Source organism: Paraburkholderia tuberum STM678, assembly GCF_902833905.1.
GTDB lineage: Bacteria > Pseudomonadota > Gammaproteobacteria > Burkholderiales > Burkholderiaceae > Paraburkholderia > Paraburkholderia tuberum.
This window is the reverse complement of sequence record NZ_CADFGP010000021.1, coordinates 34,350-54,842: the sequence shown is the minus strand read 5'-3', so window position 1 is coordinate 54,842 and position 20,493 is coordinate 34,350. Positions and strand designations below refer to the sequence as shown.

Annotated in this window: 17 protein-coding genes and 3 pseudogenes; 4 read left to right on the top strand and 16 right to left on the bottom strand. The window is 62.5% G+C overall.

Features of this window, described 5'->3' with window-relative positions; translation table 11 throughout:
- Nucleotides 1-7 precede the first annotated feature (7 nt).
- The 3 genes from HWY30_RS19680 to HWY30_RS19670 all read left to right on the top strand — a co-directional run bounded on the left by HWY30_RS19680 (nucleotide 8) and on the right by HWY30_RS19670 (nucleotide 2,698).
- Complete coding sequence (locus HWY30_RS19680; protein WP_090811670.1) at nucleotides 8-1,246, top strand: lipopolysaccharide biosynthesis protein; 1,239 nt, start codon at nucleotides 8-10, stop codon at nucleotides 1,244-1,246.
- Between the two features lie 82 nt (nucleotides 1,247-1,328).
- Nucleotides 1,329-2,477, top strand: a complete 1,149-nt coding sequence (locus HWY30_RS19675; protein ID WP_090811668.1) for a hypothetical protein — start codon at nucleotides 1,329-1,331, stop codon at nucleotides 2,475-2,477.
- Nucleotides 2,478-2,575: 98 nt separating this feature from the next.
- Nucleotides 2,576-2,698, top strand: coding sequence for a hypothetical protein (locus HWY30_RS19670; RefSeq protein ID WP_341809937.1), 123 nt, complete (start codon nucleotides 2,576-2,578; stop codon nucleotides 2,696-2,698).
- Nucleotides 2,699-2,732: 34 nt separating this feature from the next.
- Here HWY30_RS19670 and HWY30_RS19665 read toward each other — a convergent pair whose 3' ends face one another.
- The 5 genes and pseudogenes from HWY30_RS19665 to HWY30_RS19645 form a co-directional block, all read right to left on the bottom strand.
- Nucleotides 2,733-3,563 carry an ATP-binding cassette domain-containing protein gene (locus HWY30_RS19665; RefSeq protein ID WP_018422193.1) on the bottom strand — a complete coding sequence of 277 codons (831 nt, stop codon included), beginning with the start codon at nucleotides 3,561-3,563 and terminating at the stop codon, nucleotides 2,733-2,735.
- Nucleotides 3,563-4,567 carry an ABC transporter permease gene (locus HWY30_RS19660; protein ID WP_090811666.1) on the bottom strand — a complete coding sequence of 335 codons (1,005 nt, stop codon included), beginning with the start codon at nucleotides 4,565-4,567 and terminating at the stop codon, nucleotides 3,563-3,565. The genes HWY30_RS19665 and HWY30_RS19660 overlap by 1 nt, the downstream gene beginning before the upstream one ends.
- Nucleotides 4,567-5,676 carry a sugar ABC transporter substrate-binding protein gene (locus tag HWY30_RS19655; protein ID WP_090811664.1) on the bottom strand — a complete coding sequence of 370 codons (1,110 nt, stop codon included), beginning with the start codon at nucleotides 5,674-5,676 and terminating at the stop codon, nucleotides 4,567-4,569. The genes HWY30_RS19660 and HWY30_RS19655 overlap by 1 nt, the downstream gene beginning before the upstream one ends.
- A 291-nt stretch (nucleotides 5,677-5,967) precedes the next feature.
- Nucleotides 5,968-6,078 (bottom strand): annotated as a pseudogene (locus HWY30_RS19650) (uracil-DNA glycosylase family protein); the annotation flags it as partial.
- A gap of 93 nt (nucleotides 6,079-6,171) precedes the next feature.
- Complete coding sequence (locus tag HWY30_RS19645) at nucleotides 6,172-6,720, bottom strand: DUF488 domain-containing protein (RefSeq protein ID WP_090811663.1); 549 nt, start codon at nucleotides 6,718-6,720, stop codon at nucleotides 6,172-6,174.
- A 174-nt stretch (nucleotides 6,721-6,894) separates the two neighbouring features.
- On the opposite strand from HWY30_RS19645, the gene HWY30_RS19640 reads away from it, so the two are divergent.
- On the top strand, nucleotides 6,895-8,295 hold the full coding sequence (locus tag HWY30_RS19640) for an MFS transporter (RefSeq protein ID WP_090811661.1): 1,401 nt from the start codon (nucleotides 6,895-6,897) through the stop codon (nucleotides 8,293-8,295).
- 33 nt (nucleotides 8,296-8,328) lie between these two features.
- Here HWY30_RS19640 and HWY30_RS19635 read toward each other — a convergent pair whose 3' ends face one another.
- The 11 genes and pseudogenes from HWY30_RS19635 to HWY30_RS19590 form a co-directional block, all read right to left on the bottom strand.
- The gene (locus HWY30_RS19635; protein WP_090811659.1) at nucleotides 8,329-9,294 is read right to left on the bottom strand and encodes a sulfonate ABC transporter substrate-binding protein; all 966 of its coding nucleotides are present in this window, start codon (nucleotides 9,292-9,294) and stop codon (nucleotides 8,329-8,331) included.
- 564 nt (nucleotides 9,295-9,858) lie between these two features.
- Nucleotides 9,859-10,299, bottom strand: a complete 441-nt coding sequence (locus HWY30_RS19630; protein WP_018422184.1) for a MarR family winged helix-turn-helix transcriptional regulator — start codon at nucleotides 10,297-10,299, stop codon at nucleotides 9,859-9,861.
- A 27-nt stretch (nucleotides 10,300-10,326) separates the two neighbouring features.
- Nucleotides 10,327-12,222 carry an FAD-binding monooxygenase gene (locus HWY30_RS19625; RefSeq protein WP_090811657.1) on the bottom strand — a complete coding sequence of 632 codons (1,896 nt, stop codon included), beginning with the start codon at nucleotides 12,220-12,222 and terminating at the stop codon, nucleotides 10,327-10,329.
- Nucleotides 12,223-12,359: 137 nt separating this feature from the next.
- A complete protein-coding gene (locus tag HWY30_RS41715) occupies nucleotides 12,360-12,566 on the bottom strand; it encodes a hypothetical protein (protein ID WP_090811655.1) in 207 nt (68 codons plus the stop codon).
- 46 nt (nucleotides 12,567-12,612) lie between these two features.
- Nucleotides 12,613-12,954 (bottom strand): annotated as a pseudogene (locus tag HWY30_RS19620) (ABC transporter substrate-binding protein); the annotation flags it as partial.
- A 144-nt stretch (nucleotides 12,955-13,098) separates the two neighbouring features.
- On the bottom strand, nucleotides 13,099-14,418 hold the full coding sequence (locus tag HWY30_RS19615) for a PQQ-dependent sugar dehydrogenase (protein ID WP_090811654.1): 1,320 nt from the start codon (nucleotides 14,416-14,418) through the stop codon (nucleotides 13,099-13,101).
- Nucleotides 14,411-14,797, bottom strand: coding sequence for a DUF2231 domain-containing protein (locus HWY30_RS19610; protein WP_244144947.1), 387 nt, complete (start codon nucleotides 14,795-14,797; stop codon nucleotides 14,411-14,413). Before HWY30_RS19610 ends, HWY30_RS19615 begins: the two co-directional genes overlap by 8 nt.
- Before the next feature lie 556 nt (nucleotides 14,798-15,353).
- Nucleotides 15,354-15,432, bottom strand: a pseudogene (locus tag HWY30_RS19605) (ShlB/FhaC/HecB family hemolysin secretion/activation protein); the annotation flags it as partial.
- A 2-nt stretch (nucleotides 15,433-15,434) separates the two neighbouring features.
- The gene (locus HWY30_RS19600; protein WP_244144946.1) at nucleotides 15,435-16,889 is read right to left on the bottom strand and encodes a TolC family protein; all 1,455 of its coding nucleotides are present in this window, start codon (nucleotides 16,887-16,889) and stop codon (nucleotides 15,435-15,437) included.
- A complete protein-coding gene (locus HWY30_RS19595; RefSeq protein WP_090811648.1) occupies nucleotides 16,879-18,303 on the bottom strand; it encodes an HlyD family type I secretion periplasmic adaptor subunit in 1,425 nt (474 codons plus the stop codon). Before HWY30_RS19595 ends, HWY30_RS19600 begins: the two co-directional genes overlap by 11 nt.
- Nucleotides 18,303-20,444 carry a type I secretion system permease/ATPase gene (locus HWY30_RS19590; RefSeq protein WP_279613293.1) on the bottom strand — a complete coding sequence of 714 codons (2,142 nt, stop codon included), beginning with the start codon at nucleotides 20,442-20,444 and terminating at the stop codon, nucleotides 18,303-18,305. The genes HWY30_RS19595 and HWY30_RS19590 overlap by 1 nt, the downstream gene beginning before the upstream one ends.
- Nucleotides 20,445-20,493 lie beyond the last annotated feature (49 nt).

The following is a 20,493-nucleotide window of genomic DNA, read 5'->3' as shown; positions in this document are numbered from 1 at the left end:
ATAAATTGTGAATATCAAACATTCGATCGTCAGTATCGCTGGAGTCGTACTGAGTCAGGCGCTCAATTTCGTTTCGATTCTATTGATCGGGAAGTTCTGCGGGCCGACGGCTCTCGGGTATTTCAGCCAGCTCATGGCCGGTGGTCTCTTTATCGGGTCGGTGATCGGCTTGCGTCTGGAGGTTGCGTGCATGGCGGCGGACAAGGCCCAGGCCGTGCGCGCAATGACGAGTTCCAGTGCGGTCGCCATAGGGATCGGCGTGGCGCTCGTGGTGGCCACGGCAGCGGCCGGGCATACGGAATACATACCTGTTATCGGTCTGGCACTTGGCGTGTTCCTGCAACAGGCGTTGTGCGGAGCACTCACCACCGAAAGAAAGTACGCGCAAATCGCGACGATCCGGTTCTTCCCTAATGCCGCGTTCGCCGTCTACTTCGTCTGCATGATGATGTTTTCGAAAGGGGAGTGCACAGGCACCACCGTATTCAACGTCTATAGCTGGATTTTTCTGGCCTCGACCGTTGTGCCCGCCGCGATCTGCCTTTACTCGGCGCGCCGGATGATCCCGTTGGCCTTCATCAGGTTCTCCGCGCTTCAGATCCAGTATGCAAAATTTGGTGTGCCGACCACTACGCTGAATTCCTTCGTGATCTATGCGTCCGCCATTTTGATGCCGATGATCTTCGATCATCGTGAAGCCGGCATCTTTGCGCTGGCGTATCGTGTGGGGTACTTCCCTGCGTCCCTCTTGTCGCAAAGTTTGGGCGCTGTCTTCCGCCGCGATCTGATCGATTATTTCGACGGCCACAGAAAAGACAGAGTGAATCCCTCAAAACAGTTTTTTACTATGCTGACGTTTATCAGCATTTCTCTGGTGGCAGCGTGCTATGCAGGCCTTAGCCTCATTATCCACATGAAGATGGGCGACGAATGGGAACCGTCGATGTCCGTGTACCTGATCTTTGTTCCCTATTTCATCACGATGGCGATCTATGGCTCGATGGCTCAGGTATTCATTGTCGCGAACCGGCTGAAGATCGACTTGATGATTCAAGCAGTCAATGCCGTATCGATCTTCCTGATCTTTGCGACGGCTCAATTCCTCGGCGTCGGGTTCATCCACTCGCTTCTTCTGCTCAGCGTCTGTGGAACGATCGTGGCAAGTGCGGGTACTTACCAGGCGCTCAAGATCGGCAAGGAGCCGGACGCTTATTTGAATCGCCAACCTAGTTTTGAAGCGCCGTGATCTCTGCGCTCAAAAATCGGCGACGCTGCAAGTTTAGCTCCTCCACCGCGAGGCGAGTCGCTCACTTGTTCAGGGAAAGAGAATGCGCATTGTAAAACTCCCCGGCATCATCGGCAGGAATGCGAGTCCAGGCGTGTCGGCCGTGGTCTGGTTCATTCTGTTCATCGCACTTTATGCGATCTCCGCGTTTCACCAGAGCACGTTGCCGGCGCGTTTTCTGTTGGATGAACTGGTGATCTTCGACCGGATGAAGACCGTCACGGCTTTCAGGGCGTTTGGCGACTCATTTGACAATCTCGCGTGGCTGTTCAACTTCTTCGGTCTCCGGAGTTTCTCCATTTCTTTGATAGGATTTCTCGCATCGACTATCGGCATGTTTGTCGCCGTCTGGCGTTCCGGTGTCACTTCGCTAAAACCGGCCGAGTTCTTTCTGGTTGCCTTCTGGCTCGCCAATCAGACCGTCTACATCGGCGTTCCATCGAAAGAAATCATCATTTCGGTTCTGGTTCTTTTGATGCTGTTTTACAGCTCGTCGCGTGCGATATTGGTTTTGTTTGTCGTCCTGGCAGCGCTGGTAGCCGTGTACTTCAGATCGTACTGGGGCATTACACTGGCCGCAACCGTGTTTCTTTATATCGCGCCAAACGGCTTCAGAAGGCCGGTTTCATTGATCTTTTTCGCGCTGGCCATGTTTGTGATGGTCGCCTTCGTGTTCCAGAAGGCCTATGGCGAATCACTGGATTTCGCAAGGCAGAACGCCAATGAGTGGCGGGACCCGGAGGAGGTGGGGTCGATGATCGTACAGTTCATTCCAGGCAGTGGTATGTTCATTGGCGTGGCGAACGTCGCCATCACGCTGGCGACCTTCGTTTTGCCGGTGCGGTTGATTACGTCGGGTTCTCCGCTGCAAATGCTGGGCGGCATTGGCGTGTTTTTCACTTTTGCGATGGCGTTTGTGCGTTATCGCTCCGCGGCGGCGCTATTTCCGATGGGCCGATTCGAGACGCTTTGTTTTTGTTTTCTGGTCAGTTTCCTGTCAACGCAAGCTATTTTCGAGCCGGACTACGGGTCATTTCTGCGGCATCTTTCGCCGGTGTCGCCGATGATCATGTTTCTCGTCCTGCGGCTCTCGTACGATGAACACATAACGGTATCGGCGCAGAGTGCATCGCGAGTGAACGACGGCGCCCATCACCAGTCCACATTGTCGAAGCATCGCAGCGCCTCCTGAATCGCAATGACGGTCCGCTGACTCAGTAGGCCGTCGATGAAGCACATGATCGTAGACATCGGGGCGAACTATCTGACGCGCATCGGTGGGGGCATGACGTGACGCTGCGCGCGGCGATCGACAACATCACGAATCGCCGCTACTGGATGTTCCAGTACTCGGACTACATCGCGCCGGGCGATCCGCGCATGGTCAGCGTGAACGCGAAGATCGATTTCTGATCTGAGTTGCGCGGTGTCGCGGGCCGCGGCGGGCTCACTGTGCGCCGCCGGCGCGCATGGCCCGGTATTCCCGCTGCACGATGTCCATCAGCTCCGCCACCGAAGTCAGCGCGCTCTGTTGCTCGTAGGTCACGCGCCCTCGCTGCATCAACATGATGCGATCCGCGATATCGAGCGTCTGCGCATAGTTGTGCATGATCATGATGATCGAGAGGCCGCCTTTTTCCTTCAAGCGCATCAGTAGGTCGATGATGAGTCCCGCCTCGCGCGCGCCCATCGCGGCGAGCGGTTCGTCGAGCAACAGGATTTTCGCGTTCGAATGCACGGCGCGCGCCACGGCGATCGCCTGGCGCTGGCCGCCCGAAAGACGCTCCACGGGCAAATCCACCGAAGGCACGTGCACGCCGATATCGTCGAGGCATTGCGCCGCGCGCTCGCGCATCCGTTTGTGGTCGAGCAGCCTGAACGGCCCGCGCCGCACGATTTCGCGGTTCAGGAACATGTTGTGGTAAATACTCAGCGAATTCGCGAGCGCGAGATCCTGATACACGCATTCGATGCCGAGCGAACGCGCGTGATCGACCGAGCGCAACAGCGTCTCCTCGCCGTCGATGTGGAGCGTGCCGCTCGTTTGCTGATGAAAGCCCGTGAGGATCTTCACGAGCGTGGACTTGCCCGCGCCGTTGTCGCCGAGTATGCCGAGGATCTCGCCCTTGCCGAGCGTGAGCGAGACGCCATCGAGCGCCGTCACCGCGCCGAAGCGTTTGACGAGGCTGTCGCCGCGCAGCGCGAGCGGGGCGTTCGGCGCGCTGCGCGCAGCGGCCGTGGCATTGGCGCCCGCGGAGGAGGTTTGCGATTGGTCCATCATCGTCCACCCTTGCGGCGAATGCGCCCGACGTGGATGTTGAAGATCATCGCCGCCAGAATCGCGGCGCCAAGAATGATGTTGAACGTAAACGCGTTGATACCGATCAGTGTAAAGCCGTCGTTCAGAATACCGAGCACCGCTGCGCCGATGAGCCCGCCCACGATGGTGCCCGAGCCGCCGGTGAGCGGCGTGCCGCCGATCACGGCGGCGGCCACGGCAAGGAACATGATCTGGTTGCCGCCGGCCTGCGGGTCGATCGAGGTAATGCGAAAGGCTTCGAGCATGCCGGTGAAGCCCGCCAGCACCGCGGCGAGGACGAAGTTGCCGAGGCGCAGTCGCTTCACATGTATGCCGGCCTCGCTCGCGCCGAGCGGATTCGCGCCCGCGGCCTGCGTATGCAGGCCCCAGCGTGTATGTCGCAACAGCACGTGCATCGCGGCCGCGATCACCAGGGTCCAGATGATCTCGCTGTAGCCCCACGCGCCCATGAACGCGGCGAAGGTGGGCGATCCCGGCGTGGCGGCGGGCGTGCCGCGCGAGATCGTGAGCGTGATACCGTTGATCAGAAAGAGCGTGCCGAGCGTCGTAACGAACGAGGGCAGCCGCAGCCAAACCGACACCGCCCCGTTCACGAAGCCGACGATTCCCGCGGCGACGAGCCCCGCGATCACGGCGAGCCACATCGGCGCGCCCGCGTCATTCGCGAACACCATCATGAATGGCGCGAACGCGAACACCATGCCCGCCGACAGATCGATGTCGCCGCCGATCATCAACATGATTTCGCCGAACGCGATGATCGCCACCGGCGCGATGAACTGCGACAGGTTGACGAGGCTCGCGTTGGTGAGCAGGAAATCGTGGTTTGCGAATTCGAAGTAGGCGGCCAGCAACACGGCCACGAGCAGGATGCGCAGCTCGGCCGCCCATTGAGACGCGAAGGAAACGCCCGCGCGCCGGGACGCGCGGACCGCTTTGCTGGTTTCGTTCACTGTATTCATCAGGACTTGATTGCGCCGGATCTCGGAACGATTTGCTCCTTGTCGGTCTTGCCTTCATAGCGCGTCGAGGTATTCAGGTACGGCTCGACGTTATCCTTCGTCACGAATTTCAGGCCGGTGTTGATGTCGGCCGGGCCGACGAGGCCGCCGGAGCTGAGGAACACGAACGCCTCCATCACCGTATAGAAACCCTGGACGTAGGGCTGCTGATCGATGGTGAAGTCGAGGAAACCTTCGTGGATCAGCTGGATCGTGCTCGGCAGCAGGTCGAAGCCGCCGCCGTGCACGCCTTTGGACGGCAGGTTCGACTCTTTCATCACCTGCGCGACGCCCTGCGTGCTGCCCGCATCCACCGCGAACATGCCTTTCAGGTCCTGGTGGCCCAGGTAGAACGCCTTGATCTTCGACAGCTCCTCGTTGACGGTCGCGCCCGTGGCCACGGTCTGGATGTCGATCTTCTTGCCGGACTTCTTGATGGCGTCGCTCGCACCGTCCAGACGCGGCTGGATGTTGAGCTGCCCCGGCGTGGCGATGAACAGCCCGACCATGCCGCTGTCGATCAGACTGACGATGCGCTCGCCCATCTGGTAGCCCGACAGATACAGGTCCTGGCCGATATACGCGAGGCGCGGATTCTTCTTGCCGCGCGGCGCGTCGGCGTTGTACGCGAACACCGGAATTCCGGCGTCGAGCGCGGCCAGGATGGGCTTGTCGAAAGCGCTCGGATCGACGATCGGCACCGCGATGGCGTCGGCCTTCGCGGCAATCGCCGAGTTCACGGCGCGGACCATTTCGCCCGCGTCCGAAGTGGCCGAGCCGGTCCACTGATAATCCATGTCGAGTAGCGAGCAGGCATCCTGAATGCCGTACTGCGTGGGCACGAAGAACGGGTTGGTGGTGACGTGATTGACGAACACGATCCTCCACTTCTTGTGCGACGGAAAAGCCGTCTGCGCTGCCTGCGCGGTGCCGATCAGACCGCCCGCGCCGCCTAGCGCGCCCATCAGCGAAAGCGCTGCGCCGAGTCCCGCGCCCTGCATCAGCCCCCGCCGCGCCGTGCTGAAACCGTTGCCGCTGTTTTTCTGATCGTCATCCCGTTGCTGTGCCATCTGATCCTCCGGTTCTTGTCTTCATTGGTCGATGTGGTCGACGTTGCGTCGATTGCGTGCAGATGCTGGACGGCACCGGGAGTTCGCGGGGCAGCGCGAGAGTTTGGCGTGGGACGTGCAACCCCGATTCGGAAGCGCTCGATACGAGCCGTGCGGTACCGGAAAAATGTTAGTGCAGTGCGGTAGCGACTCCTAATCCATGTATACCCGTAACCGTTCCGAAGATTGGGACGCCGGGTCAGGATGCGTGTTTACCACGAGCGGCCGATCGCGCGGATGGGTGCGCGGCGCTCAAAGCTCGCCGCCCGCCAACACCGTCGCCACGTGCTCGCGCAACGTCGGCAGCACCGCGCCCTCGAACCAGGCATTGCGCTTGAACCACGCGATATTGCGCGGCGACGGATCGAGCGACGTGTCGAGTTTCGACGGACGTTTGGTGGTAACAGCCATAAAGCGGTGCGAGGTGACTGGTGCGCAGTCGTGTCGTGAGTCGGCTCAGTTCTGCGCCTGAGCCGGATAGATCAGCGTGCCGTCGGCCTGGGGCTCGGCGCCCGGTGTCATCGTGGCGGCGTTCGTGTGATGTGCGTCCATGATGTGCAGCACGGTTTTATCGTGCATCAGCAGATAGTCCGTAATGATACGCCGGTGGCAGCGCCACCAGACCGCCTCCGAGCACATGATCGCGCAGCGCTGCCGATGACCGAGCGTCAGAAGTTGCGCCAGCCCGTCGCGGAATGCGTCGCTCATTGCATAGTCGGCATAGTTGCGAAAGGCCGGATGCGTCCAGTACGCATTCGGCGACGGCGCGTCAACCTTGCGCCTGCTGCGGCGTCCGCCGAGCGCGGCGAGATGCATGTAGTCGATATGTTCCGGTGCGAGCGAGGCGGGCAGCGTGTCGCGATTGAACTGCGGGTTGGTCCGCGAGCGCGGGATGCTGCGCACGTCGACGAGCAAGGCGATCTGCTCGCCTTTCAGTAAGTCGACGAATTCCTGCAACGGACGCGTCGAGTGGCCGATCGTGAAAAAAGGGCGTTTCGTTTCCATGTGTGCTTCGCCGGCGCTGATAGCGGCGTCGATCCCTACAGACTTACAACGTGCGGCGCAGTAACGTCAACTGTGTCCCGATTCAGGTACGAGTCGAAGTTGCAACAATGCACCCGCGACGGCGCCCGCGCCGCACGCAGTCGCCCGCGCATTTTCTTTCGACCCGCTTGCACCATGACCGACGGCCTGCCCAATCCCCAACGTGCGTTTGCGTACATTGCGATCGCCATCGCGATGACGATGTCGGTGCTCGACACCTCGATCGTCAACGTCGCGCTGCCCACCATCAGCAACGACCTCGCGGTATCGCCCGCAAGCGCGATCTGGGTCGTCAACGCGTATCAGCTGGCGATCACGGTGTCCTTGCTGCCGCTCGCGGTGCTCGGGGACAGCCTCGGCTACAAACGGGTCTACTGCTACGGACTCGCACTTTTCACGCTGGCGTCGTTCGCCTGCGCGAATGCGCACACGCTGCTGGTGCTTGCGGTCGCTCGCGTGTTTCAGGGCTTCGGCGCGGCCGGCATCATGAGCGTGAATATCGCGCTGGTGCGCTTCGTCTTCCCGAAGGCACGGCTTGGCGTCGGCGTCGGCTATTCGTCGCTGGTGGTGGCCGTTTCGGCGGCGGCGGGGCCGAGTATCGCGTCGGCGATTCTGGCGGTCGCGCACTGGCAGTGGCTGTTCCTCGTCAACGTGCCGCTCGGCGTGCTGGCGCTGTCGATCGGCGCGCGCACGTTGCCCGCGACGCCGACCTCGGGGGCTCGCCTGAGCGGCCTGAGCGTCCTGCTCAACGCGCTCACATTCGGCCTGCTGATCTCCGGTCTCGCGGCATTCAACCAGGCGGGCGCGACGCAGCGCGGCGCCGTGATGGTCGCGATCGCCTTGGTGGCCGGCGTGCTGTTCGTGCGACGCGAAAGCCGGCTCGCGACCCCGATGCTGCCCATCGACCTGCTGCGCATGCCGGTGTTTTCATTGTCGATGGCGACGTCGATCTTCTCGTTCGCGGCGCAGACGATGGCGTACATCATGCTGCCGTTCTACTTCGAGCAGACGCTGAAGCTGTCGGAAACACAGACCGGCATTCTGCTGACGCCGTGGCCGCTCGTGACCGCGTTGATCGCACCGGTCGCGGGCCGGCTGTCCGATCGGTGGGCGCCGGGACGCATCAGCAGCGTCGGGCTCGTCGTGTTCGGGTGCGGACTCGCGATGCTCTGCCAGCTCGGCGAGACGGCGACGCGTTTCGACATCGTGTGGCGGCTCGCGGTCTGCGGCCTCGGCTTCGGTATCTTTCAGTCGCCGAACAACCGCGTGATCATCGGCAGTGCGCCGCGGCATCGCAGCGGCGGCGCGTCCGGCCTGCAATCGATGGGTCGTCTGCTCGGCCAGTCGAGCGGCGCGGTGGCGGTGTCCATCGTGTTCGGACTCGTGCATGGCCGGCACCTCACGTTGATTGCCGGCATTGCCGCGGCGCTCGCGTTGATCGCGGCCGGCGTGAGTTCGGTGCGGCGTATGACGGAGCACAGCGACGCCCCGCCGGAACAGCAGGCTACGCCAACGCGGCCGGTCTCCGAGCGTTGACGCGGCTGCGGCGTCGTTGCGCCGCCCATACGCCTACGCGAGATTCGAAGGCGCCGCCTTCAGCACGTCGACGTGCTTCGGAATCAGGCCGAGATCGAGGAACGTCTCGGCGATCTGTTGCTGCTCGCCGAGAATCGCGCGGGTAATCGGCTGCGTGCCGAACTGTTGACGCTGCACCGCCACGTCCACGACCTGCTTCGGCAGACCCCATAGCTGCGCGAGTTCGCTGGCGAGCTGATCCTTGTTCTGCTTGCCCCACTGATCGACCTTGTCGAGTTCTTCGATCAGGATCCGGACCACGTCGGGATTGTTCGCCGCATAACTCTGCGACGAGAAGTAGAACGCCCGATTGCCGACTACGCCGCTTGCATCGGCAATCACGCGAGCGCCGAGCGATTGCTCCGCCGCGGCGAAGAAAGGATCCCAGATGACCCACGCGTCGATCGACGCCCGCTCGAACGCGGCGCGTGCATCGGCGGGCGCGAGGAACACGAGCTTTACGTCGCCGTATTGCAGGCCACGCTGGCGCAGTAGCTTGACGAGAAAGTAGTGGACGTTGCTGCCTTTGTTGAGCGCGATCCGTTTGCCCTTCAGGTCCGCGACCGAGCGGATCGTCGATTGCGGCGGCACCAGCACCGCTTCCGACCGCGGCCGCTTGACGGTCGCCGCCACATAGGCCAACGGTGCGCCGGCGGCCTGTGCGAAGATCGGCGGTGCTTCGCCGACGTCGCCGAAATCGATCGAGCCGACGTTCAGTGCTTCCAGTTGCACGGGGCCCGCCGCGAACTCGGTCCATGTAACCGATACGTGCAGCGGCGCGAGCCGTTTTTCGAGGGTGCCGCGGCCCTTCAGCAGATTCAGGTAACCCTTCTGATTGCCGACGCGCAGCGTGCGCGCGTTGCCTTGCGCGAACGAAAGCGGTGCTGCCGCGGCCGCTGCGGCGCCGAGCGAAAGTTTCAGGAAGATGCGGCGGTCGTGGAGCGTTCTGTTAATGGACATGACGGACGATACGATCAGGAGGGCAATGAAGAAGGCAGGATGCGCGGCGGCCGAAGCGCCGCGGCGTGAGTCGCGCGTTGTTCGTGCGTCAGGTTAGTGCTGGGGCGCGCCATCCCATGCCGGCAGCGTGGCGCCGTGATAAACGGTCAGGATCGCTTTTGTCGTAGCCATGTTTTGAAAAGAGATCGAAGTGTAGGTCCGGAGATCGTAGAGAGGCGCTCGTTAGTGCACAAATAATATCGAGCGCTATCGTTATCGCGCTTGAGCGTAAGCGGCGGTACGACGTGCATGGCGCTGCTGGAATAAGCCAAGCGCGATCGCCGCGCTGGCATGAAGCGAGCCGCAGCGGGGTTGGCGGACGCCGGAACGTGCGAATGTCCGCTGGCGCGGTTTTCGTTTCAGGTTGCGTGCCGGAACAGACGTGCGGGCTCGCATGCGTCGTCCGTCATTTGTTCTGGAAAGGCACCCGGTTCTAACCAGGCGGCGGGGAGGGGGCTATGGGAGCCGAAATGGAGGCGCTGTCTGGCAGACCGCGACGGCAGGCGGTCTTCAGAAGCAAGCGCATCAAGCCCGCGGCGGCAACAGTGCCGAAAGCAGCCGGCGCAACTGCGCCAATTCGCTTGCCGTCAGCCTTTCAGTGAGAATGCGCTCGACCTGCTCGACGCGCGGACGCAAGGCCGAGAGCTGCTTCTTACCGGCAGTGGTGAGAAACAGCACATAACTGCGCTTGTCGACAGGATCGTCGGCGCGCTCGATCTGGCCGTTGCGCACCATGCGTGCAACGAGATCGGCAATCGTCGAACGATCCACGTCGAGTTTGTCTCCGAGTTGCCGCTGACTGACGCCAGGCGTCTCGTGCAAGACCTCGAGCGCCGCGTACTGCACGCTCGTGATCTCCGCGGAAACCTCGCTCAGCCAGACCGCTGCATGGCGCTGTTGGGCACGGCGCACCAGGCTGCCAGTAAATTTGGGGAGCGCGCCGGCGTCTTCGGGTTTGATCGGCAATTTCGGAGGTTTGGGTTTCGTTGTGGTTTAACGCACGCGAAAGATGGGCCGAAAGAAGGCGTTCAACTCCGCATACGCATTCAATGGGAGAACATGGGCCACGTATTGATCGGGACGTACCACGACGAGTGCACCTTGTTCGCGATCGATGCCGCGCTCGTCGAAGATATCAGTCGTCGCGTCGCTCGTAAATGCCTTTTCGTAGTCGATGAGGCCGTGGCGACCCTTGCGCGGCAGCAGGAGGGCGGGGACGTCTTCGAGGCGGACTTCGCGATGCGGCTGTTGCAGCACCGCGCGCAGATCGAGAACGCTGTCCACGTCGGCGTCCTTCGGCGTGAAGAGCCTCAAAACGGAATCGGGCGACTTGTCGAGATGCTCGCACAGCGCATCCAGCGCACGACGCGACGCGTCCGCGAAAGCGTACAGGCGCCAGCGGCCGTCCGCTTGCGCGGCATGCCCTAGATGGAACGGTTTTGCATCAGCGAGGCGAACGACAGGCGACGAGTGAAAGCGCGTACCGATCGCAAAGCCTTTGGCGAGCGCCTGATGCGTCGCTTCACCGGTCAGGGTGGCCGGCCGGTAACGCGTTGCGACGCCAGCCGTGTAGCGGCCAGCGCGAACGAAGTACGCCTGAAGCTCCGCGGGATCGACGCCGCCCGCCTCGGGCCGGTTCGGATCCTTCGGCGGCGCGGCCATCATCGCCGACCATTCCTTGTCGAAATCGATCAGCTCCTGCGCAATAGGTTGGCGCTCGTCCGAATACGTGCGCAACAGAGCGGCGTCGCTGCGGCCCTCCAGCACCGCGCCGAGCTTCCAGCCGAGATTGAAGCCGTCCTGCATCGACACGTTCATGCCCTGACCCGCTTTGGCGCTATGCGTGTGGCAGGCGTCGCCCGCGATGAACACGCGAGGCTCGCGCGAAGTGCCGTCGGCGGCGATGGCATCGTCGAAGCGGTCGGTGAGGCGCTGCCCGACCTCATAGACCGAGAACCACGCCACTTCTTTTACGTCGAGCGTATAGGGATGGAGGATGCGCTGCGCCGTCTCGATGATGCGATCGACCGTGATCTGCTTGATGCTGTCGCGGTTCTCCGGGGTGACGTCGCCGAGGTCGACGTAGAAGCGGACCAGATATCCGCCTTCACGCGGAATGATCAGCAGGTTGCCCCTGCTCGCGGACTGAATCGCCGCTTTCAGCCGGATGTCCGGAAAGTCGCTGACCGCCAGCGCATCCATCACGCCCCACGCATGGTTGGCCGCGTCACCGCGCAGCGTTTGTCCGATGGCGGTGCGTACGCGGCTGCGAGCGCCGTCGCAACCGACGACATAGCGCGCACGCACGGACATCGTCTCGTCGAGCCGCGCGGGATCGGTCTGGCGCAGCGTGACCAGCACCGGGTATGCGTGCGTATCGTCGCGCTGAACGTCGACCACTTCGAGGCCGTAGTCCGGTTCGATCCGTCGCGCGGAGCGGCGCATCACGTCGAGCAGATATTCCTGGATGCGGGCCTGATTGACGATGACGTGCGGAAATTCCGAAAGGCCTGTTTCGGTATCCTGAACTCGGCCGGTACGACTGATCGCGCCGCGGTCATTTGCATCGGGTCGCCAGAATACTGTTTCATTGACCCAATAGGCTTCTTGCAGCAGGCGGTCACTGAGGCCGAACGCATTGAACATCTCGACGGTACGGCACGCCACGCCATCGGCCTGACCCATCTGCAACGGTCCGTCGCGACGCTCGACGACGCGCGTGCCGATCGACGGGAATTGCGACAGCTGCGCCGCCAGTACGAGTCCGGCAGGGCCGCTGCCGACGATCAGCACGTCGACCGTCTCGGGCATCTGCGCCGCATGCGCATTGCCGATGACTGGCTCGATCGTCGGATCGCCGACCCGGAAACCGTTGAGATGAAATTGCATGACGTCCTCCTCCGTTCAGTAGATATTTGCTGAACGCGAATATACTCCGTACCCCAACCATTTTGAAGTACTTCGTGGGAGGATGGATGTTTACCCTGGTTCGGTAGAGCGCTCGTGGACTTTCGGGAACGGCTGTTTCAATGACCGTGCCAATGGCCCCCATGGTCACCCCAGTAGCCGCCAATGCCGATGCCGAGGCTCACGGACGGCGCGACGTAATACCCGGGGGCATAGCCATAGGCGGGCGCTGGCTCATAACCGTAGCCAGAGCTGGGCGGCGGCGGGGCGACGACGCAGCCCGCCAGGCCGACTGCCACGATGATTGCAAAGAGTAGTCTGGTCATGATCGTTTTCCTCCAATGATTGAGGAGACGCAAGATTCAGTCCAGCCGTCTTCTGCCACCACGTCGACAGTAGCCATTCGTCGGCGGCGAAGTAAAGCGGCAGCTCCGCCGGATAGGCGAGGTTGTTCCGGTACGCGATGCGATGAACCGCGGAATACCAGTGCGGAATCACGTAATAGCCGTTCATCAGTACCCGGTCGAGCGCGTGGGTCGCGTCGACGAGCTGCTCGCGCGTTTGCGCGCCCAGCACCTTGCGCAGGATCGCGTCGACGGCCGGCGATTTCACGCCCGCGAGATTATCGGAGCCCGGCTCGTCCGCGTACTTGCTGCCGAAGCGCGACAGCTGCTCGGTGCCCGGCACCTGCACGTCGGGCAGGCGCACGGTCGTCGGCATACCACATTGCCAATCCGCTCAGCACGAGCATGATCAGCAAGCGCCGCCGGTTGGACCAGTGGATCGCCGGGGAAGTCATCACTGGGTCGCGGTGTCCGCAACGGTGCATCCACGCGGCAGGCGATTGCGATGCGCGCATCAGCCGCCCGCGCCCGTCACGCGCCACGCCGTGTTGCCGACGTCATCGGCGATCAGTAGGCCGCCGTCGCGATCCTTGGCGACGCCCACGGGCGCGCCATACAACTCCTTCTGATCCGGCGACATAAAGCCCATCACGACGTCTTTCGGCGCACCGGCGGGCTTGCCGTTCTCGAACGTCACGTACGACACCACATAACCGCTCAACGGCGAGCGGTCCCAACTGCCATGCGCACCGATGAACGCGCCGCCGCGATACTGCGAGGGCAGGCTGTTGCCGGTATAGAAGGTCAGTCCTGGCGGCGCGACATGCGAGCCGATCGAGAAGTCTGGGGCAATCGCCTTCGCGACGAGGTCGGGACGCTGCGGTTGAGCACGCGGATCGACGTGCTGGCCGTAATAGCTGTACGGCCAGCCGTAGAAAGCATTCTCCTTCACCGACGTCAGATAGTCGGGCACGAGATCGGGGCCGATCTCGTCGCGCTCGTTCGCGATGGCCCAGAGCCGGCCCGTCGTCGGTTCCCATTGCAGGCCGGTCGGATTGCGAATGCCCGCCGCGTAAATGCGGCTTGCGCCCGTCGCCGTATCGATTTCGAGTACGTCCGCGCGCCGGTACTCGACCTCCAGCCCGTTCTCGCCGACATTGCTGTTGGAGCCGACTCCCACATAGAGCTTCTTGCCATCGCGACCGGCGAGCAGGGCTTTGGTCCAGTGATGGTTGATCGTATCGGGGAGATCGGCGAGTTCGACGCCGCGCTCGCTGATGGTGGTTTCGCCCGTCTTGTATGGAAACTTCAGGATCGCATCGGTATCGGCGACATAGAGTGTGTCGCCGACGAGCTGCATGCCGAACGGGGAATGCAGATGGTCGATGAACACATACCGCTCCCATTCGCCACTGCCGTTGGCAGGCTTTCTGAGCAGCGTAATGCGATTCGCGCCGTCGGCCTTCTTTCCCGATCTGGCTTCGATCAGCCCGGCGATGACCTGCTTCGGCGTGGTAACGGCCCCCTCGTTCGGGCTATTGGCTTCCGCGACGAGAACGTCACCATTGGGAAGCGTATAGATCTGGCGAGGGTGCACGAGTCCCGAGGCGATCTTCTCGATCTTCAGGCCGTCGGCCACCTTGGGCGTCGCGCCATTTTTCCATCCCACGTATTTCGGCACCTGCATCGGCGGTGCGAAGAAGTTGCGTGCCCGCGGTATCGACGGATTCGCTCCGGCCTGCTGCGAGGGGTCGTACTCTGCCCGTACGTGGCAGCCGCTCATCAACACGGAGATGGTGATGACGAACGCGCTGCCGGCGATCAGCTTAGCCATGAGTCACCTCGGGGAGATCGAGCCTGTTCATTGCCATCGCGACGTGGGCGATGCTCAGCAGCACGACGGTGATGACCGACAGAATCACGTTGTCCGGGACCATCGCATAAGCGTCGCGGCTGTGCACGAATGCATTGACGATCGCCGCGATGATGGCGAGCAGATTGAGCCAGAAGTCGATTCTTTCGATACGCGTGACGCGGCGACGTCGCTGCAACCAGACGTGACCGAAATTGAGCAGGCGCGGAATGATGGCAATGATCAGGCCCACCGTAATGAGCCACGCGGCGCCCTTGCCCCAGAACACGTTACGTGTGCTCATGTAGGTCAGGTCAAAGATCAACGCGCCGACGAACATTCCATACGAGATGGGGTTCAACAGTCCGAAGATCGCGGGGCGCGAGTTTCGATGGATGTGTGGCGGGATGTCTGATAGCGGACGGCGTGGTGGACATAGCTTCTCCTTTCGATGTGGGAGCCGACGTCGTCTTGCCGCGCATTAGCCATGCCTGAACGTTTCGCTCGACTTTCGGTCGTCGCGGCGGGTGCGGGTGGGCATGCCTAGTGCTGCGGTTACGGGTTATGCGTTGGCGGCGTTACCAATGATCGACGCGAGGAGCCGAGATGAAACGATTCATATTGGCTGTGTTACTGCTTACGCCATTGATCTCCGGCGTGGCGGGTTGTCAGAAAGCGCACCAGGCCGGCAACGACAGCACGAGTGCGGGTGGTGCGAAGATGGGTGTTGCGGCGTCGGGGGATGGGGCTTCTGCGGGGGCGCGGCAGTAGCGGCCGTCAACGTCAGCCCGCCAAGCACAAGCGGTCCCGCAAGAAGGGAGCAGCGAGATCCGTGCTGCTCAAATGGACGTTGCTCCCCGCCAGGCAACTTGAACTGGTTGCTCCGTACGGGTATTCAGAATTGAGCAGTTTCAGGCGTCGACCGTTGCGCCAGAAGAAACCGCGTTCGGCCGCGAGCATCGTTTCGCCGTCGAAGCCGCGCACCGTATGGCGGCTTATCATTCATCCCCAACGCTGTTCATGTCAAGGCGGCCGAGCCTCGATGCCAGTTGCAGTTTCGCATTGTGCCAGTCAGCGAGCGTCTGAACGCGCCGTTGCTGAGCCGTGGCAAGCGATGTCTGCGTGTTCAGTACTTCGAGGATGTTCCCCACACCTGCCCGGTAGCGATGCTCAGCGGCGTCGAATGAGCGTCGGGCAATCGCGAGCGCCGTCTCGCTATGCATCGCGTTTCGCGTGGCAGTGCGCAGCGTCTGATAACCCGCCCAGACATCAAGCGCCACCTGCTGCTGTGTTTCCGCGGCCGCGTCGCGTTGACGTTCTGCTTCAGCCTCGGCTTGCCGGATCTGGTAATGCCGCCCGAACCCTTCGAAAAACGGAATACTTACCTGCACGCCGATGTAGGCATCACGCCCGGTTGCCGGAAACGTTTGAACACCCAGACCCAGGCTCGTCGGTTGGTTGTTACGGCTGTACTTCGCAATGAGACTGACGTTCGGTAACCCTTGCGCACGTGTCTGGGCGATGGCGGCGTTCGCGGACTCGAACTGCGCCTGCGCCGCCAGCACGCGCGGGTGCGCCCGTTTGACATCGTCGATCATCGCCGCGACCGAGCGGCTAAAGGTCTCGTCGGGACTGGCATTCTCCGTGACGGAGAGCACAGCAAGCGGTACGTTCGGGTTAAGCCCCATGTCTGAGGCCAGCGTGCCCAGCGCCGTCTGCGTGTCTCCTTCGGCCTTCGTGAGATTGAATACCGCGTCGTCGTGCTGGGTCTGGGCCTGTAGCGCGTCGGTGACCGGAGCGACGCCCCGATCAACCCGTGCCTCCGCCGCGACGACGATTTCGCGCGTCATGCGTTCGATCTCGCTGGCCGCAGCGAGCGCCCCCTGCGCCGCCTGGGCGGCATAATAATCTCTGGCAATCGTCGCGAATTCCGCCAGCACGGCTGCGTCCTGCGTCGCCCTTGCCGCAGCGAGCAGGTCGGACGCGCTATTCAGTGCGGCAGCCCGACCGCCGAAATCAAAAAGCACCCAGTTCAGGTCTACGCTGGCCGAGCGGATGGTAGCGGCAGTGTTCGAACTGAGTTGTGGTTCGCCGCTCACGCGGGTCTCGGCATTGTCCCGCACGCCCTGCCAGTTGCCTGAAATGGTCGGCAGGAATGCCGCGCGCGCGACGCCAACGGCAGCCGCCTGCGCTTTCACGCTAGCCCAGGCGGCACGGGTTTTCGGGTTGTTGCATAGCCCGCGCGCGATCGCTTCGCGCAAACTCAGTGGTTGTTCCCGCGCGCCAAAGTCGCAAGCCTGCTCATCCGGCGTCATGTTCAGTTCCATCCCGGCGACTGGATTGGTGGGAATGCCGCGCTGCGCAAGCAGCGGGTCGAAAGCGAGTGCGGGTAACGCGAATGCCAGCACAATCCCGGTCACGGCGATTCTTTGCATCATACGTCTAGCGTTCACGCATGCTCTCCTGTACGCCCTCAACCAACGGCCCGAGGAAATAGTGCGCGACGCTCTGTTTGCCCGTCCTGATTTCGGCGCTCACGGCCATCCCTGGCGTGAGCGTGATCCATCTGTTCTCGATCCATATCCGGTTCGTCTTCAGGCGCACGCGCGCGGTGAACGCAAGGCCCAGTTTCTTATCCTGCACCGCATTGTTCGCGAGCGACACGACTTCGCCCTCCAGCATGCCGTAGCGCGTGTAGGGGAACGCTGCCACTTTGATCGCTGCACGCTGCCCCCCACTGACGAAGCCGACATCCTTGTTTTCGACTGTCGCTTCGACCTCCAGCGCATCGTCTGGCACGATCTCCATGAGCGCCTGCGCGGTCGTCACGACGCCGCCCAGGGTATGCGTGGCCAGTTGCTGAACCGTGCCGGCAACGGGTGCGGTGAGGCTCATCAGGTTCGCGCGTGTATGGGCCTTGGTCTCATCACTGCGGCTCTGGGTGAGCTGCTGCGTCGCCTTTTCCAACTGGTCAAGCTGTTCGCGGCGAAACTGCGATGAGGTCGCCTCGATCTGCGCGCGCTGTCCTGCGATACCGGCCACCAGTTCGCGCGCGCGGCTTCGCTGCGTCGCCAGTTCATGTTCCTGCTCAAGCGCGGTCTGTTCCTTCGCCAGATAGTCGTGCCGGGCAACGTACCGGTCGGCCGACAGTGTCCGGTAGTCGTTTGCCTGCGCACGGGCGAGCGGCGCGGTGGCAGCAAACTTCGCAATCTGCTGCCGCGTACTGTCGAGTTCGGCTTCGCGCCTGGCCAGTTCGGCACGCGCTGCATCAAGCCTGTCCTGATACTCTCGATACGCGCCTTCTGCCAGTCGCTGCGCCTCCTGCTGGCGCTCATCCGGCGCGTCATCGACTGGCACTACCCGCAGTTGCGAGCCAGTCTGCTCTGCGGTGAGCAGTGCCTGCGCACGCGCTGCGGTGAGCGCCGCATCCAGCCTGGCCGATTTCGCCTTGTCCTCATCAGCCACCGCCTGCGTGGTGTCAAGCTTCAGCAGCAGTTGCCCGGCGGCAACCCGCTGTCCATCGCGCACGGCGATTTCCCGCACGACACCAGTGATGGCTGGCTGCACGATCTTCACCCGTCCATTGGGCACGAGCTTGCCCTTTGCGGTTGCAACGATATCAAGCTTCGCGAAGACTGCAATGGCAAGGACAATGACAGCGAGCGCGACGATCAGACGCGCTGTCCAGCGCGGCGCCGGGTGAACGGGCGTCTCGACAAGTTCAAGGTGCGCCGGCTGGAACGCCAGTTCATAGTCGAGTCTGGCCGGTGCATCGAGCTGCGTGCGCACCGACCACGCGGCACGCCACACGGCTACATAGCGGCGGCATAGGTCTGCGAACGCCTGGAAACGCGGTGATATCGTCATTAACTGTTCTGCAAGGAGACCAGGTGGGCGTAATAGCCGCCTTGCGCCAGCAGGGCATCGTGGGTGCCACGCTCGACGACCTGTCCCCGGTCCATCGCGATAATCTGGTCGGCGTGCCGCACGGTGGTCAGGCGGTGCGCGATGATGATGACCGTGCGGCCGGCACAGATCGCGCGCATGTTGTTCTGGATCACGCGTTCGGTTTCAAAGTCGAGGGCGCTGGTGGCCTCATCGAAGATCAGGATACGCGGGCCGGTCAGCAGGGCTCGCGCGATGGCCAGACGCTGCCGCTGTCCGCCAGACAGGTTGCCGCCGTGCTCCTCGACCAGCGTGTCGTACGCCATCGGCAGTTCGCAGATGAAGTCATGCGCGCCGGCCAACTGCGCGGCCTGCATCACGGCCTCAAGCGGGGCGCCGGGATCAGCCAGCGCGATGTTCTCGCGGATCGAGCGGTTGAACAGCAGACTCTCCTGCAGGACAACACCGACCTGCCGGCGCAGCCACGCGGGATCGGCCAACGCGAGATCGATGCCGTCGATGCGCAGCGTGCCCTGTTCGGCCAGATACAACCGCTGCAGAAGCTTGGCAAGCGTGCTTTTACCGGAGCCGGAACGGCCTACGATACCGACGACCTGACCCGCGCGGATATCGAGCGAGACCCCGTCGAGGACTGGCGGCCCGTCCGCCCGGTAGCGAAAACGCACGTTCTCAAACCGGATGTCGCCCCTGAGCGCGGGCATTGTCTGGGTGCCGGGTGGCAATTCCGTGCGTGAGTTGAGGATGTCGCCGAGCCGTCGCATCGAGATGCCGACCTGCTGGAAGTCCTGCCACAGTTGCGCCAGCCGCAACACCGGGCCGGCGACGTGTTGCGACATCATGTTAAATGCAATGAGTTCACCGACCGTGAGCCGGCCATCGATCACGAGGCGCGCACCGAAGAACAGCGTGACCAGCGAGACCAGCTTCCCGACGTACTGAATGAGTTGCTGGCCGATGTTGCTCAGACTGACGACACGAAAGCCTGACGCTACATAGGCGGCCAGTTGTGCTTCCCATTTCCTGATGAATTGCGGCTCGACGGCCATCGCCTTGACCGTCTCCATGCCGGACACGGTCTCGACCAGGAATGACTGGTTGTCCGCGCCGCGTGAAAATTTCTCGTTCAGGCGCTGCCGCAGACCCGGTATGAGCGCAGCCGACACGGCGGCATACAGTGGCAGGGAGACGACAACGATGAGTGTCAGCCGTACGCTGTAGAGACACATCACGGCGAGAAACACGACTGAAAACAGCAGATCGATGACCGCCGTCAGCGCCTGTCCGGTCAGAAAATTGCGAATGCTTTCCAGCTCGCGCACCCTGGCAACCGTGTCACCGACGCGGCGGGCCGCGAAATAGTTCAGCGGTAGCGTGACCAGGTGGCGAAACAGGCGCGCGCCCAGTTCCACGTCGATCCGGTTCGTGGTGTGGGCAAAGGTATAGTTGCGCAGGCCCGCCAGGAGCACCTCGAAGGTCGCACTGACGAAGAGGGCGATACAGACGACATCCAGGGTGTTGTAGGTGCGATTAACGAGCACCTTGTCCATCACGACCTGGAACATGAGCGGCGAGACCAGGCCGAAGAGCTGCAGCATCAGCGAGATGCCAAACACTTCCAGCAGCAGGCGCCGGTACCTGACGATAGCAGGGATGAACCACGAGAAGTCGAAGCGCGCGAGTTCACCGGCCAGCGATGCGCGGGACGCGAACAGGATCATATGTCCGGTCATGCGTGCGGCGAGCACATCGAGCGGCATCACGCTGGGCGCCGAGGCCTGCGCTTCGAGTACGAAGGCGGTTTCGCCGTCACACCGTGCGATGACAAAGTGATTACCGTCGCGGTCCGACACAAGTGCAGGTAATGGGGCCCGGCCCAATCGCTCGATGCGAAGCGGCGCGACGCGGGCCTTCAGGCCGAGCGAGCGGGCGCCGAGCACCAGCGAATCCATGCTGAATGCCTCATTGCCGAGCGCGAACGCGTGCCGCAGTTGCGCCGCGTCAGCGGCAATGCCGTGGAAGCGTGCAATGACGACAAGACACGCGAGTCCAGCATCGGCGACGGGCATGGATTCAGCGGGAGTGCGGTGATCCGGTGCGTTCATTCGGTTTGTGGCGTTGCAGACGTGCGTGCCGTAAGGCAGGCGCACCTGG